The organism is Nostoc sp. (genome assembly GCF_036917375.1).
GTDB lineage: Bacteria > Cyanobacteriota > Cyanobacteriia > Cyanobacteriales > Nostocaceae > Nostoc.
Window position 1 is genome coordinate 97,865 of sequence record NZ_JBALDN010000015.1, and the last position, 16,598, is coordinate 114,462.

At 38.2% G+C, this 16,598-nt stretch carries 2 protein-coding genes; both read right to left on the reverse strand.

Going from position 1 to position 16,598, the window contains the following annotated elements; all coding sequences use genetic code 11:
* Position 1 precedes the first annotated feature (1 nt).
* Positions 2-7,786 (reverse strand): amino acid adenylation domain-containing protein, encoded by a 7,785-nt coding sequence (locus V7K45_RS03640; protein ID WP_335000475.1) that lies wholly within the window; start codon positions 7,784-7,786, stop codon positions 2-4.
* A 58-nt stretch (positions 7,787-7,844) separates the two neighbouring features.
* Entirely contained in the window at positions 7,845-16,589 is an 8,745-nt protein-coding gene (locus V7K45_RS03645) for a non-ribosomal peptide synthetase (RefSeq protein WP_335000477.1), read from the reverse strand.
* Positions 16,590-16,598 lie beyond the last annotated feature (9 nt).

The following is a 16,598-nucleotide window of genomic DNA, read 5'->3' on the forward strand; positions in this document are numbered from 1 at the left end:
CTTAAAAAGAAACTTGCTCAAAAAGTGTGTCGAGTTGGGCTTGATCTAGCTGTGCTAGGGGAAAATCAGAAGCAGTAAAGCCACCGACTTCAGGCGATTGACAGTGATGAATTAGCGATCGCAAATTTGAGATAAACCCTTGAGCCAAAACTTCTATAGTGGACTTTTTGTGTAAATTTTGACTATAAGCCCATTTAAATTGCAGCTTACCTGATTCAACACCACCGTAAATGTCTATCAGATAAGAACGATGGTTGCGCTGGCTTTCATTGTAACTGTTGGGTTGGAGTACTAATTTAAACAGCGATGATTCGGGTAAAACTCGATCGAACTGCCCTAAATAGTTAAAGCTAATTTCCGCTTGGGGTAAAGAACTAAATAATTCAGAACTGCCTTGAGCCTTGCTGAGATATCGCAGCATTCCGTAGCCAATACCCCGATTTGGAACGCGCCGCAATTGCTCTTTAATAGTTTTCAAAGTTGCTCCTAAATCAGCAGTTTCTTGCCAATTCAGGACTACTGGAAATACAGAAGTGAACCAGCCGACAGTCCGCGATAAATCAATATCTTCAAAAAGTTCTTCTCTGCCGTGTCCTTCTAAATCAAATAATAGTGTATTTTGTCCTGTCCATTGGTTAAACGTCAGCAGTAATGATGTAAGTAAAACATCATTAATTTTAGTACGATAAACAGATGGAACTTCTTGGAGTAATGCTAGAGTTTCTTTTTGACTGAGGTGAACTGCAATAGTGCTAGCTGAAGCGACAGTATTTTCTCCACCAGCATAATCTATTGGTAAGTTTGCGTAGGTGTAGCCCGTCGTAGACATTGCTTGACGCAAGGTTGTAAGCCAATAATCTAGTTCTGCTATTGCATCTGGTGATTGAGCATACTCTTGTATCCGGTAAGCCCATTGTTTAAAAGAAGTTGTTTTTGATGGTAATTTAATGGCTTTGCCTTGTGCTATCTGATAATAAGCTGCTTGCAAATCTTCTAACAAAATACGCCAAGAAACTCCATCTATAATTAAATGGTGAATAGTTACAAATAGGTAACTATGGTTATGTTTACCAAGATTAAATAGGGCAACTCGGAAAAGTAGTCCCTCAGAGAGATTGAGACTGGCTTGAATTTGCTCAATTGTGGAGGCGATCGCACAATCTAATTCATTTGAAGGTAGCGTAGAAAAATCAATTTGTGTGACTAATTCTCGATTTTCTACATTATTAATTATGGGTTGGCAACCAGATTCTAATTTTTGCCAGCACACACGTAAAATGTCGTGATGCTCAAGCAAAGATTGTACCACTTGTTGTAATAGTAAAGGATTGATCGTTTCCTTAACTTTCAGCAACACAGATTGATTGTAATGATGTGGGTCAACAAAATTCTGCTCAAAAAACCAATGTTGAATTGGTGTGAGGGGGAATGAGCCAGTTATTAGACCTTGTTCAGCTAAGGTGGAGGTAGTTAAGCTAACTACAGTAGCTAGTTCAGCGATGGTCTGGCGTTGAAAAAGTTGTTTGGGCGTTAAATGTAGTCCTGCTTGATTGGCTTGTGAAACAACCTGAATGATGAGAATTGAATCTCCTCCTAATTCAAAGAAGTTGTCATGAATACTAATGCATTCAACACCAAGTAGTTTAGACCAGATACTAGCCAGGACTTTCTCGATTTCATTTTTCGGAGCAGCAAATGTATCTTCTAGTTCAATTCTGTTAGTTGTCGGTGCTGGTAATGCCTTACGGTCTATTTTGCCGTTTGGTGTTAAAGGTAACTCATCTAATAATACAAAGGCAGATGGTACCATATAGCTGGGAAGACGCTGCTGGAGAAACCCTTGTAGTTCGCTAGTCTTGAGATTGGGGTATTCGGTGTTAAGAACGATATAAGCTATGATGCGCTGTTGCTTTGGTACATCTTCACGAACTATAACTACATTTGCTTGTACATAAGGATGTTGATTTAAGACTGATTCAATCTCGCCTAGTTCAATACGGAAGCCACGAATTTTTACTTGGTTGTCAATCCGCCCAACTAATTCAATCTGACCATCAGGGAGATATTTTGCTAAATCTCCTGTCTTATAAAGAATCGCTCCTGCTTTTGAACTAAATAAGTTAGGAATAAATTTCTCAGCAGTTAAATCCGGTCGATGTAAATAACCCCTAGCTACACCAGCCCCACCAATATAAATTTCGCCAATAATTCCTACAGGTGCAGGCTGGAAGTAATTATCAAGAATGTAAATTTCTGTGTTGCTAAAGGGCAAACCAATGGGGACTAATTGCTCAACAGATGAGTTTATTGTCTGCGTTTCAAAATAAGTACTGTCAATAGTCGTTTCTGTTAACCCAAAGGAATTAATTAACCGGGTTGATCTTCCAATCCATTGGCGAAATTTTTCATATTCTTGCCCATACCAACTGTCAGAACCACAAATGATTAGTCGCATGAAATCTAAGCACTTTTGATTCTGTTCCAAGTACAAAATTAAATTTCTTAATACTACTGGAACAAATTCTGCACAATCAATTTTTTCTCGCAATATTAACTCATAAAGTTTTTCTGGTTCTAGCAATAAATCGCGAGGACAGAGTACAAGTTTGCCACCTGAACAAAGGGCGCGAACTAAGTCTCCAGTAAATACATCAAAGGAGAAACTAGCCATTTGTAAATGTGAACTAGCGGTAGTTCGCAGTTGATAGGCTTCTTCCCATGCTAAATAGGCATTTGTGAGGCTATGATGTTGAATCATCACGCCTTTAGATCGTCCTGTAGAACCAGATGTATAGATTACATAAGCAAGATTTTCTGGTCTAACTTCGGTAGAAAGATTTTCTGTCGATTCTTGAGTAATGAGATTATCTAAACAGATGATTTGGGCTGAATTTGCTGGTAAATCTGCTACAAGCCTTTGTTGTGTTAGTGCGATCGCCACTTCAGCATCGGCTAACATGAAAGCGATACGCTCTTGGGGATAAGCTGGATCGAGGGGTACATACGCACCACCAGCTTTGAGAACAGCTAAGAGTCCAACTACCATTTCTAGCGAACGCTCTACATACAACCCTACTAAAACTTCTGGGCCGACCCCAAGCTTTTGCAAATGATGGGCTACTTGATTAGCTCGTTGATTCAGTTGTTGGTAAGTTAACTGGGTATCTGCAAAAGTGAGAGCGATCGCATTTGGTGTGCGTTCAACTTGTGCCTCAAACAATTGGTGAATACACAAACACTGTTGTAGATGTTGATGTTCCCCTAATGTCTGATTTTGACCCCACTCTAGTAATTGACATTGCTCATTAGATGTTAATAGAGGTAAATCGCTTAAGTACTGTTCAGCATTCGCAATAATGCCTTCTAGCAAGGTTTGGAAATGTCCAACCAACCGATTCATTCTTGCTACATCGAATAAATCAGTGTTGTATTCCAAATTTCCTTTTAAACCTTGCTCCGAGTCCTCCATTGTCAGACACAAATCAAAGCTAGCAGATTCACTATTTACATTCAAAACTTCCAAATTTAAATCTGGTAGTTCTAGGGCAGTTCTAGGAACATTCTGGAGAACAAACATTACCTGAAACAGGGGATTATGGCTGATGTTGCGTTCCGGTTGGATTTCTTCTACCAGCTTTTCAAAAGGCAAATCTTGATGAGCATACGCCCCTAGTGACACTTCCCGGACTTGTTTGAGCAACTCACGAAAGCTAGGATTCCCAGACAAGTTACTTCGCAACACCAAAGTATTAACAAAAAAACCAATTAAATTTTCAATTTCTGCTCTATTCCTGTTAGCAATAGGCGAACCAACTAAAATATCAGTTTGATTTGTGTAGCGATATATTAAAGTTTTAAAAGCTGCCAACAGTGTCATAAATAAAGTGACACCTTCCTGCTTTGACAGAGTTTTTAATCCTTCACTTAAGCTTGTTGGCAGGATAAATGATAGGGTTTTTCCAGCATAAGTCTGAACTGTCGGGCGAGGACGGTCAGTAGGTAGTTGCAATATGGGTAGTTCACCAGATAGTTGCTTCTGCCAATAAGCAAGTTGATTTTTTAATGCTTCTCCCTCTAACCATTGCCGTTGCCAAACTGCAAAGTCTGCATATTGTATAGATAATTGTGGCAAAGAAGAAGGTCTGCCAACGCTGAAAGCTGTATATAGTGCAGCTACTTCCCGAATAAATATATCCGTTGACCAACCATCAGAAACAATGTGATGAAGTGTCAATAAAATTACATATTCTTCCACATCTAATTGTAGAAGTTTTGTCCGCAATAATGGCGATTGGGTAAGGTTAAATCCTATTTGTGCTTCTTCTTTGGCGAGGCAGTATAGTTCTGCTTCTCGCTGTTCTTGGGGAATATGTTGTAAATTTACAACTGGTAATTGCAAGTTTACCGAGGCCGAAATTACCTGGATTGGTTGCCCATCAGATATTACAAAACTTGTCCGCAAAATTTCATGTCGTCTAATAATTTCGTTGAGGCTTGCTGAAAGTGCATCTATGTTCAGTTTTCCCTGTAAACGCACTGCTCTAGGCAGATTATATGATGGGCTACCTGGTTCAAATTGGTCAAAAAACCACAATCGCTGCTGGGCAAAAGATAAGGGTAGGTTTTTATCTCTAGGAACGGGGGTAATAGTTGCAATAGCCTGTTGTTCACCCCGAATTGCTGTTTCAATCTGTGCTGCTAGTGCGCCTAAAGTTGCAAACTCAAACAGTTTTGCTAAGGGAATTTCTACATTAAAGGTGGTACGGATGCGGGAAATTACCTGAGTTGCTAGTAAGGAGTGTCCACCCAAATCAAAGAAGTTATCTTCAATACTTACTTTTGTTACACTCAATAATTGCGCCCAAATGCTTGCTAATACTTCTTCAACTGGGGTACGGGGAGCAATAAAAGTTGTTTCTCTGCTGACTACCTCTTCTGGTGCAGGTAAAGCATTACGGTCTAATTTACCGTTAGCTGACCGAGGTAAAGCTTTGAGGATGACAAAGGATGTAGGGATCGTATACTCTGGCAACTTTGCTTTTAGGAAGTTGCGAAAGTCATGCTCAAATGCTGAGTGAGATGTAGGGACTATGTAGGCGACAAGACGTTTTTCTCCTGAGATATCTTCCTTAGCAATAACTGCACTTTCCCGTACTTCTGGATGTTGGCTGAGGGCTGTTGAGATTTCACCTAGTTCAATACGGTAGCCTCTAACTTTCACCTGATCGTCGAGACGACCGATAAATTCTATGTCACCATTTGATAGATAGCGGACGCGATCGCCTGTTTTATACAATCGCTGCTGAATGTCACTAAAGGGGTTATTAATAAATCTTTCATTAGTCAATTCAAGGTGGTTTAAATAACCCCGCGCTAAGGAGTCACCACCAATATAGAGTTCTCCCACTACCCCTAGAGGAACTGGTTGTAGGTGTGCATCTAATACATAAACCTGGGTGTTAGCAATTGGTTTACCGATGGGAACTGTTACAGTTTCCTGAATTTTCCCATTGACTGAGTAAGTGAGTACTCCGATTGTGGTTTCTGTTGGCCCGTAGTGATTAAGAATTCGACAATGGGGCGCATTCTTTTCTATTTTCTCAATTAAATTCCAATCAGCAGCCTCACCACCAAGAATTAGTAACTGACGAGGTAAAATTTCCCTGCACTCAGAACTTAATAAAGCTGTTAAGTGGGAGGGAACTATTTTCAAACAATCTATAGGATGACGACGGAAGTAAGCAGCTAATGCAGCCGGATCTGAGGCGCGTTGCCAAGATACGATATGCAGACATCCACCACTACACAAAGAAGGAAAAATGATCGTGTTACCTAAATCTGCGGCGAAGGTAGAAACGGTTGCATAACTACTATTAGCAGGAAGTTGCAGTTTTGGCAAAATTCCGTACAGGTAATTAAGTAGCTGTTGATGTTCAACCGCAACACCTTTAGGTTTACCAGTGGAACCAGAAGTATAGATTACATAAACTAGATTTTCTGGTGTGACATTATTAATGGGGTTTTCGGTACTTTCCTGAGAAATAGTTTCCCAATCAGTATTTAAGTTTACTTCTGTGATATTAATAAAGTTTTCAGCATTTTCCTGTTCCCTAATTAATATTGACGCTTGAGCATCTTGCAACCGGAATTGTAACGCCTCGTCGGGAAGGTTGGGATCGAGTGGGAGGTAAGCGCCGCCAGCTTTAAGAACAGCTAATAAGGATATTATAAATTTGGGCGATCGCTCTACGCAAATTCCTACTACTACTTCTGGTTTTATCCCCAACTTTTGTAAGTAATGAGCTAATTGATTAGCTTGAAAATTTAATTCTTGATATGTTAGTTCTTCATTTTCAAATACTACAGCGATTTGATCTGGTGTTTTATCTACCTGTTCTTCAAATAACTGATGAATACATTTTTGAGATTGGTAATTAGTCTTTGTTTGGTTGAAGTCAACTAACAATTGTTGGCGTTCACTGGCACTAATAATTTCTAATTGACTGATAGGTGTTTTAGAGTTATTAATAAGGTTTCTCAATAAAGTTTGAAAATTTTTACCTAATCGCAGAATAGTTTCTTGAGAAAAGTAATTAATATCGTAGTAAAACTCTGTAATCAAGCTGTTATTGCGTTGCAAACAAGTGAGTTTTACTTTACAAGGTTCAATAAAGCTGTAGATTTCCTGTAATGCAAATGATAATTCTGTACAATCAAATTTATTTTCAGAGATATTTTCAAACTCAAAACCAATGGGAAAAGCAAGAAAATTATCTTCTTCTCTAGCTTCTGGTACAAAATAGTCTTGCCATTCAGCAGCATTCTCTAATGTTTCTACTACTGCTGCTAATACTTCTAGAAAATTTAAATTAGATGTAAATTTAGTTTTAATTGGTAGCCAAGTTGCTAACAGTCCTAACGTATCATGAAGTTCTTCATATTCACGGCGATCGCTAGCCATACCAATAACGATATCTGGCTGTCCTGTAAGTCGCCAAATCAGCGTCTGCCAGCAAGCTAATAAGACAATATCAGGCGTTTGCTCATACTTTTGAGCAAAATTAAAAATTTTGTCAGATAATTCTTGGTTAATAACTAATTGATAACTATTAATTACAAATTGTTCGTATTTTCCTTGCCGTTCATGCGGTAATTTTAATGCCGATAAAGAACTAATTGTTTGTTGCTGCCAATATTCTTTAGCTACTTCTGCATCTTCATCTGCAAGTAATTGATTCTGCCATTCAGAAAATTGTACATATTGCACATATTCTCTGCTAAATGCCTTACCGTGGCAGTATTGCTCGTAAGCTTGGCTAATTTGATTAACTAAATTTTTGATAGTTCTAGTATCAGCACATAATGCAGGCAGAGAAACAATTAAAATATGTTGAATGTCTGATAACTTGATTAAATATAAACGCAGGAATGAACCTGGAGATAGATTTTGATATTTTTGTCTTTCTTGCCAGAATAATTCTGGAATTTTCGAAGAAATATTTTTTTGAGAGTAATCACAAATATCTAGATATTCAAAATTATCTGAAATCCGATCTCTAACTACCATAACTGGAGTTTTTACTTCAGGTAGGCGAGAAAAATCTGTCCTCAGAATTTCATGTTGATTAACAACTTGTACAATAGCCTTTTGCAGAATCTCTGGTTGGAGATTGCCTTCAATCAAAATACTAGCTTGCGAACAGAAGGCAGAACTATTTTGCTGTAAATACCACAAGCGCTTTTGTTGAGGTGCAAGTTGAAATCCACTAATTGCTTGAATTTGCATATTGATTAAAGATTTTTAAAGGCAGAGTCACTGCAAAGTAAACGCAAAGGATTAATTTTTAGGGAGTATTGATATCTGTAATATTAATCATTTCTCCCATTGCGACAACGATTTTACGCTGTCCAATATATGGGTTTCTGGCGTGAGCAATCAGCATATTGTCTAGCATGATAATGTCGCCTTTTTGCCAGGTAAAGCTAGTTTGCGATCGCTGATATACTGAATTAATTTCGGTAATTTCTTCTTCTGTAATTGGTGTACCATCACCAAAGTAAACGTTGCGGGGTAACTTTGACTCTCCAAAGATTGATAACAGTGATTCTCTAACGTCTGTATCTAAATAGGAGATATGGTGTAATTGAATTTGGTTGAAAAATACAGGTTCGGCAGTTTTAGGATGTATTGCTAAAGCTGGACGAATTTGCCGAGTAACTAACCTATTATTATCGTACCATTCAAATGCAATTTTGGCTTGACGACAGTAACTTTCTGCTTCCTTTTTATCGGTAGTTTGAAAGAAATTCTGCCAACTAACATCTAAACCTTCAGCGAAATTTCTCACATACATTAGCTGTTTGGCGCCTAGTTTTGCGCGTAATTGAGGACTGAGCAGTTGATAAGCTTTGCGACAGTCAACAATTGGGGTTTCTCCACCTTGAGTAGCAGGTTGAACGCAATAAAACCAAATCTTTAAGGGGAAACAATGTAAATGGGAGCTTTCGTTGTGGAAAAGTATAGCTTTATCTGCGGGGTAAGGAGTAGATGCATAAACTTTGCCACCTTCTCCAGCGCGAGGCAAGTCACCATACTCAGCAAATAAGTTAGAACAAATTGTTTGAGCAAATTTTTCAAACTCTGAAACTGATTTTACACTAAAATCTCTAAATAAAATTGCTCCATGTTTGAATAATTCTGTTTCGAGATATCCGCGATTATTCTCAGTCCAAGATATTAAATCAATTTCTGCACTATTAGGCTGAATTACGAGAGGGAATTTTTGCTCCTCTTTTATATATTCTGTTTTAATTAATTGCTCTACTGACAGACTAACTGCTTTAGGAGCAATGCTCATAAATTTTTGTCTTTTAGCTGCTTTACGCTCCTGTTGTTGCATATTTTGTTCTGCCTTTTCTAGTTCTGTGAGCATTTCTAATGTATTGATGCGGCTTTGAGGTTGGCTAATAATACTATTGATTAATGTTTGCCAGTGATTTGTAAAGTTAATAATGGTATCCGCAGCAAATAAATCAGCATTGTATTGCCATTTACCTTCTATCCCTTGGTCAGTTTCTGTGAAAAACAAAGCTAAATCAAATCTGGCATTTCTGCTTTTTAGTTCCAGTAAATGTAAGGTAAGTCCTGGTAATTCTAAGGCTGAAGTCGGTGTATTTTGCAGGACAAATAAAACCTGGAATAATGGGACTGTATTACTTAAATGGCGCTCAGGTTGTAATTCTCTAACTAGTTCATCAAAGGGCAAATCTTGATGAGCATAAGCTGCTAATGTCTGAGTGCGAACACGTTGTAGTAATTCCAGGAAAGTGGGATTTCCGCTTAAGTCGGTGCGTAAGACTAATAAGTTAATGAAAAAGCCAATTAATGGTTCAATTTCTGCTTGATTGCGGTTAGCAACATCAGTACCGACAACAATATCATCTTGGCTGCTGTAGCGTTGCAGTAAGATTTTAAAGCTTGCTAGCAGTGTCATAAATAAGGTTACACCAGCCTGCTGAGAAAGCGATCGCACTTCTTGCACCACTGACGCAGGTATCACAAAACTATGACTAGCACCTCGGTTAGTCTTCACTTCTGCACGGGGACGGGTTGTGGGTAGTTGCAATACAGGTAGCTTTGCTAATTGCTGTTTCCAATAGGTGAGTAAAGCTTCTAACCTTTCGCCTTGCAAATGTTGACGTTGCCAAACTGCAAAGTCTGCATACTGGATGGGTAATTTTGCTAAAGGAGAGGCTTCTCCCGCAGCAAAAGCGGTATAAAGTACTGCTAACTCCCGAATTAATACACCCGTTGACCAGCCATCAAAAACGATATGGTGGATAGTAAACAGTAAAATGTGTTCTTGTTCGCCTAGTTGTAAAAGTGTGCATCTCAGCAACGGTGCTTGAGTAAAATCAAAGGGACATTGAAATTCCTCAGCACTCAAACGCTCAATTTCTGCTTCTCGTTCAACGTCCGACAGTTCCTGTAAGTTTACCACAGGTATTTTTAGCTGCACTTGAGGAACAATTACCTGTAATGGTTCCCCATTTACCAAAGTAAAGGTAGTGCGTAAAACTTCGTGGCGACGGATAATTTTGTTAATGCTTTCCTCTAACGCCTGTACATTCAACTCACCCAGAAGGCGAACTGCTGCGGGCATATTGTAAATACCGCTATCAGGGTTAATTTGTTCGAGTAACCATAATCTAGCTTGGGCGAAGGATAGAGGGAAATTGCAATGGCTACGCCCGCCGCAGGCATCGCGGGGAACAGGTGTAATTGCAGAAATACCTTGATAACTGGTTTGTTGAATATTTTTAGCTAGTTCTGCAATAGTAGGAAATTCAAACAAAGACTGAAGCGGTATATTCACTTGCAGAGTTTTGGCAATGCGAGAAATTACTTGAGTTGCTAATAAAGAATGTCCGCCTAGTTCAAAGAAATTGTCGTGAATTCCTACCTGTTTCACACCCATAACTTGAGTCCAAATTCCAGCTAATACTTCTTCTACTGGATGGCGTGGAGCAACAAAATTACTTGTCTCTAAATGAGTATTTTCTGGCGTAGGTAAAGCACGACGGTTAACTTTTCCATTGGGTGTTAATGGGATTTCTGCCAAGAATATAAAAGCATTCGGTATCATGTACTCAGGCAGTTTTTGTCGTAAATACTGGCGCAGTTCATCAGTAGCAGCGTTTTCAGCAACTAAATAAGCAAGTAAACGCTGATTTCCCGATCCATCTTCTCGCGCTATCAATACACATTGATGTACTGCGGGGTGTTGTTCTAACACCGCTTCAATTTCCCCTAACTCAATACGGAAACCTCGGAGTTTTACTTGATAATCAATACGTCCTAAGTATTCAATTTCTCCACTGGGTAAATAACGCGCTAAATCACCAGTTTTGTAGAGTAATTTTTCTGGATTAAATGGATTAATAATAAATTTTTCTTCAGTTAATTCTGGCTGATTAAAGTAACCCCGCGCTAATCCTACACCACCAATATATATTTCTCCCGAAATCCCTACGGGTAAAGGTTGCAAATATCTATCTAAAATATATATTTGGGTATTAGCTAGAGGACGGCCAATAGAAACTGATTTATCACTATCATTTATTTGATAAATTGTAGACCAAATAGTTGTTTCTGTCGGGCCGTATAAATTCCAAGCTTTAGAACATCTTTGGCATAATTGGTGAGCTAAATTTTGGGGTAAGGCTTCGCCGCCACAGAGAATTTTAAGTTGGGAATTTCCTTCCCAGCCTGCATCTAATAACATTCGCCAAGTTGCAGGGGTAGCTTGCATAACAGTTGCAGCAGAATTATTCAGTTGTTGTAATAGCTGCGCGCCATCGGTTGCAATTTCTCGACTAGCAAGAATTACTTTAGCTCCCACTGTTAGAGGAAGGAAAATTTCTAAAACCGCAATATCAAAAGATAGGGTAGTAACTGAGAGTAAACTATCTTGATGGGTTAAGTGTAATTCCTGCTGCATAGCAGTAAGGAAATTGACTACATTTCTATGACTAATTTGTACACCTTTGGGTTTGCCAGTGGAGCCGGAGGTATAGATTGTATACATCAAATTATCCGGCTCAATCTTGCTGTTAGAAGTGTTTATTTCTTGGGTGGCGATGCTTTCCCAGTTACTATCGAAACAGATAACTTGGACATGATGGAGTGTAAGATTTGGTAATAAATGTTGCTGGGTTAACAAGACTGAGGTTCGAGAGTTTTGGAGCATATACGCCAAACGCTCTTGAGGAAATGTTGGATCTAGAGGTATGTATGCGCCACCTGCTTTGAGAATCGCGAGGAGGGCAATTATCATGGGTAAAGAGCGATCGCAACAAATACCCACTAACACTTCTTTACCTACACCTAAGCTGTTTAAATAGTGTGCAAACTGATTTGCTTTTTCATCCAGTTCTTTGTAAGTTAACTGCTGTGAGCCAGCTACCACAGCCACAGCATCCGGTGTCTTAGCTACCTGGGTGGCAAACAACTCATGCACGCAGACATGAGGATAATCAGCTTCTGTATAATTCCAATCCCTTAAAATTTGCTGCTGTTCTGCTGGGGTAAGTATAGACAACTCTGATATGGACTTATTTGGGTGTTCAGCTATATCTCCTAACAATATTTCCAAATGGGCTAACATCCGACTGATGCTATCAGCATCAAACAAATCACTGCTATACTCTAATTCTCCAACTAAACTTTCAGCATTATCAGTAAAAGATAAACTCAAATCAAATCGAGCCGTATTATTTTCTATAGATAAATATTCCAAATTTAAACCTGACAGCTTCAAGTCGTTGCCAGGAGCATTTTGTAACGCAAACATCACCTGAAATAATGGTGTATGACTGAGACTACGTTGTGGTTGTAATTCTTCTACTAATAATTCAAAGGGCAAATCTTGATGAGTGTATGCTTCTAAAGTGACTTCTCTAACTTGTTTAAGTAAGTTGATAAAACTAGAATTACCTTCTAGTTTATTACGCAATACTACAGTATTTACAAAAAAGCCAATTAGCCCTTCGATTTCACTACGATTACGGTTAGCAATAGGCGAACCGACTAAAATATCTTCTTGTCCGGTATAGCGATATAGGAGAGTTTGAAACGCTGCTAACAAGGTCATGAATAGCGTTACACCTTGCTTTTGACTCAAAGCTTTTAACTCATTTGTCAAAACTGGAGACAGTGCAAACGTCTGCTTTTTACCAGCAAAAGTTTGCTGTTTTGGACGTGGTTTAGCAATAGGAAGCTCTAATAGTGGTAAATCACCACCTAATTGTTGCTTCCAGTAGTCTATCTGAGTAGCAAAGACTTCCTTCTGTAACCGTATTTTTTGCCAAACTGCAAAATCTGCATATTGAATAGGTAAATTTAATAATTCACAATATTTGCCTGTGCAGAAAGACTCATAAAATGCAGCTAATTCTTTAATAATTATTCCTGCTGACCAACCATCAGCAACTATATGATGTATTGTGAACAGTAAAATATATTCTTGTTCTGCTAGCTGCAAAAGTAAAATATTTAATAATGGTGCAGTAGATAAATCAAAGGAATATTGTGTTTGAAGTTTTACCCAACTTTGAATTTCTGCTTCTTGCTGTTCTAGCGAAAAACTTCGCAAATCTACTACAGGTAATTTAATCTTAATTTCTGTTAAAATTACCTGCACAGGTTCCCCATCTATGCTAACAAAATTTGTGCGTAATGCTTCATGACGGCGGATAATTTCGTTGAAACTTTGTTCTAACGCTGCAATATTAAGTTTTCCTTGCAGTTGTACTGCCCTAAAGAGATTGTAAGCAGAACTTCCTTGTTGTAATTGGTCTAAAAACCACAGTCTTTGTTGAGCAAAGGATAATGGTAAATTATTTCCTCGTGTGACTTTCTCTATCGGTAAGATAGCTAATTGTTGTCCCTCTCTCAGTACTATTTCAACACGTTGCGACAGTTCAGCTAGTGTTGGCGATTCAAACAAACTGCGTAGGGATAATTCAACTTGAAAAGCTTCTCGTATTTGGGACATAACTTGTGTAGCTAACAGGGAATGTCCGCCTAATTCAAAAAAGTTTCCTTCAATTCCTACTTGCTTAACACCGAGAATTTTTGCCCATATCCCTGCTAAGACTTCTTCTACAGGGTTACGTGGTGCGGTAATAGCGCTTTTTGTTTGCTGTGATAATTCTTCTGGCGCTGGCAATGCTTGACGGTTCACCTTACCATTAGGAGTTAGAGGTAAAGCTTCTAAAATGACAAAGCTAGAGGGCAACATATAATCAGGTAAGTGTTCCCGCAAAAAGCTATTTAGTTCATTTAAATCTATAGATACGGAGTTATTAGAAACTAGATAAGCTATTAATCGCTTATCCCTGTTATCATTTTCTTGCGCTATTACTACCGCTTCTCTTATTTGTGAATATTGAGTTAATATCGCTTCTATTTCTGCTAATTCAATCCGGAAACCACGAATTTTTACTTGATTATCGCTACGTCCCAAAAATTCTATTGTGCCATCTGGTAAATAACGTCCTAAATCACCTGTTTTATACAGTCTTGCTCCTGGTTGGCGGCTAAAATAATTAGGAATGAATTTATCAGCAGTTAGTTCAGGATGCTGCATATAGCATCGGGCTAACCCTGCACCACCAATATATATTTCACCTTTGATTCCAATCGGAGTCAAGTGTAAGTTATTGTCTAGAATATAAACTTGTGTATTAGTAATTGATTTGCCAAGAGGAACTGTTTTAGTTGTTAAATTTGTCTCTGTAATTAAATGAGTGAGTACACCAACAGTGCTTTCTGTAGGGCCATAATGGTTAAATATCTGGCAATTGGGTGCTAACTGGCGAACTTGCTCAATTAACTGCCAATTAGTAGCTTCACCACCTAAAATTAGTCGTTGACGAGGCAGGATAGATTGGGGTGTAGGAGATAGTAGCAGGGAACTAAGGTGAGAAGGAACAATTTTGAGACAATCTATAGGATGTTTGTGGCAATATTCTGTTAAGGCAACTGGATCGGTAGCGCGATCGTAGGAGATGATATGTAGACATCCTCCTGTGCAAAGTGCAGGGAAGAGAACGGTGTTACCTAAGTCTGCGGCTAGAGTGGAAACTAATGCAAAGTTGCAGGTGGAATTGGTAGGTAGTTTTAAACTATCAATGATGGCATAAACATAATTAAGAATTTGCTGATGTTCAATGGCAACTCCTTTGGGTTTGCCTGTGGAACCAGAGGTAAATAATATATAAGCTAGATGATTCTTGTTTGCCTGACAGTGAGTATTAATATCAGTTTCATGAGAAATTGTTTCCCCTTGTGCAGCTAAATTAATGACTTGCAGTTGTTCGATATTAGCTATCTCTGATAATCTATTTGCTACACAAGTATTAGTAATTAAAAAGGAGGCTTGGATATCTTTTAAACGTGATGCCAAACTCTTAGCCGGAATCCCTGGATCTAAGGCGATGTATGCTCCACCAGCCTTGAGAATGCCTAAAATACTCACAATCATGTCAGTCGAACGTTCTAGGCAAATTCCCACTAATATCTCTGCTCTTACTCCTTGTTTTTGCAAGTAGTGAGCTAATTGATTTGCCTTTTGATTGAGTTGTTGATATGTGAGTTTTTCCTCTTCAAAAACGACAGCAATCTGATTAGGAGTTTTTTGGACTTGTGCCTCAAATATTTGGTGAATTAACAGATTTTTCGGATAATTTTTGTTGTTATCGTATAGTAGCTGTGTTCTTTCAATATCGCTGATTATTTCTAACTGACTGATTGGTAACTCTGGATGAGCGATCGCACTCGCTACTAGATTGTTAAATTGCCCAGCTAAAACTTTAATATAGTCGGAATTAAATAAGTTTGAATTATAATGAAACTCTGCGATTAATTGGTGATTAGCAATACATTTAAGCTTAATATTAAATTTTTCAATACACGAATATTGCTGATAAATCGAAAATACAGTATCAGCATTTGCGTATTTGGGCGATTGTTCTACAAATTCAAAGCATAAAGGTGAAAAATGGGAATTAGGTGCTAAATCTGCTATATTTTCCCAATTAAAATAAGGATGATATTTGAAGCTATCAGTCAGATTATTTTTAGATATAATCTCGACAAATGTACTTTCTTTGTCTAGCTCAATATTAATAGGTAAATATTTAGCAAATAAACCTATAGCATCTTCCAATTCTTGGTAATTACGCCCATTACAACCAATTCCCATAGTTACATTTGATTGTTGGGTAATTCGCCAGATCAAAATCTGCCAGCAAGTTAATAAAACATTAGAGATAGAAGTATTATATTGCTGAACTAATATTTCTATCTGTGCTACTAATTCAGGAGTAATGTTAATAGATTGTATTTGCGGCTGAAATGTTGATTTTAAAGTAGTTTGTTGTTCCCAAGGTAACTTTAAAGTTGTCAACGCAGCAATATTTTGTTTACGCCAATAATCTCTCCCCGCTTCTGTATCTTCTCCCTCTAACAATTCATTTTGCCATTCAGCTAAATCTGCATATTGTAGCGGTTCATTATCTAACTCTTTCCCCTGAACACAAGCTGCATAAGATTGGCTGATTTCTCGCACCAAAATATTTAGTGATGCTGCGTCTGCACAAAGGGCAGGTAAGCAGATGAGTATAATATACTTTTTTGAAGATAAAGTAACTAAAGATAAGCGCAACAGAGAACCATGTTGTAGATCAAATACTTCTTGGTGAAATTGCTCAAATAAACTTGATAATAATTCTTCTTGTTGTTGATGGCTGCAACTACTGAAGTCGTAGTTTTCACCCCAAGTAATATTTTTATTTGTAAGTACTTGCAATGGGATAGACATCCCTGGCAAACAATGAAAGTTAGTGCGAAGTATTTCATGACGATTGACAAGCTGTTCTAAGGCTTGCTTCAAGATGTTGATATCGATAACGCCTTCAATCAAAACAGCACATTGAGAACGATAAGAAAGGCTATTAATTTCTTGCAATTGCCACAAATGTTTTTGCTGAGGCGAGAGGCGAAAACCTTGCATTTCTTCTAACATTACTAATTC

What these genes read in the sequence shown, in the direction of transcription:
- V7K45_RS03640 (WP_335000475.1), bottom strand. Translation starts at nt 7,786, where the DNA reads ATGCAAATTCAAGCAATTAGTGGATTTCAACTTGCACCTCAACAAAAG.
- V7K45_RS03645 (WP_335000477.1), bottom strand. Translation starts at nt 16,589, where the DNA reads ATGTTAGAAGAAATGCAAGGTTTTCGCCTCTCGCCTCAGCAAAAACAT.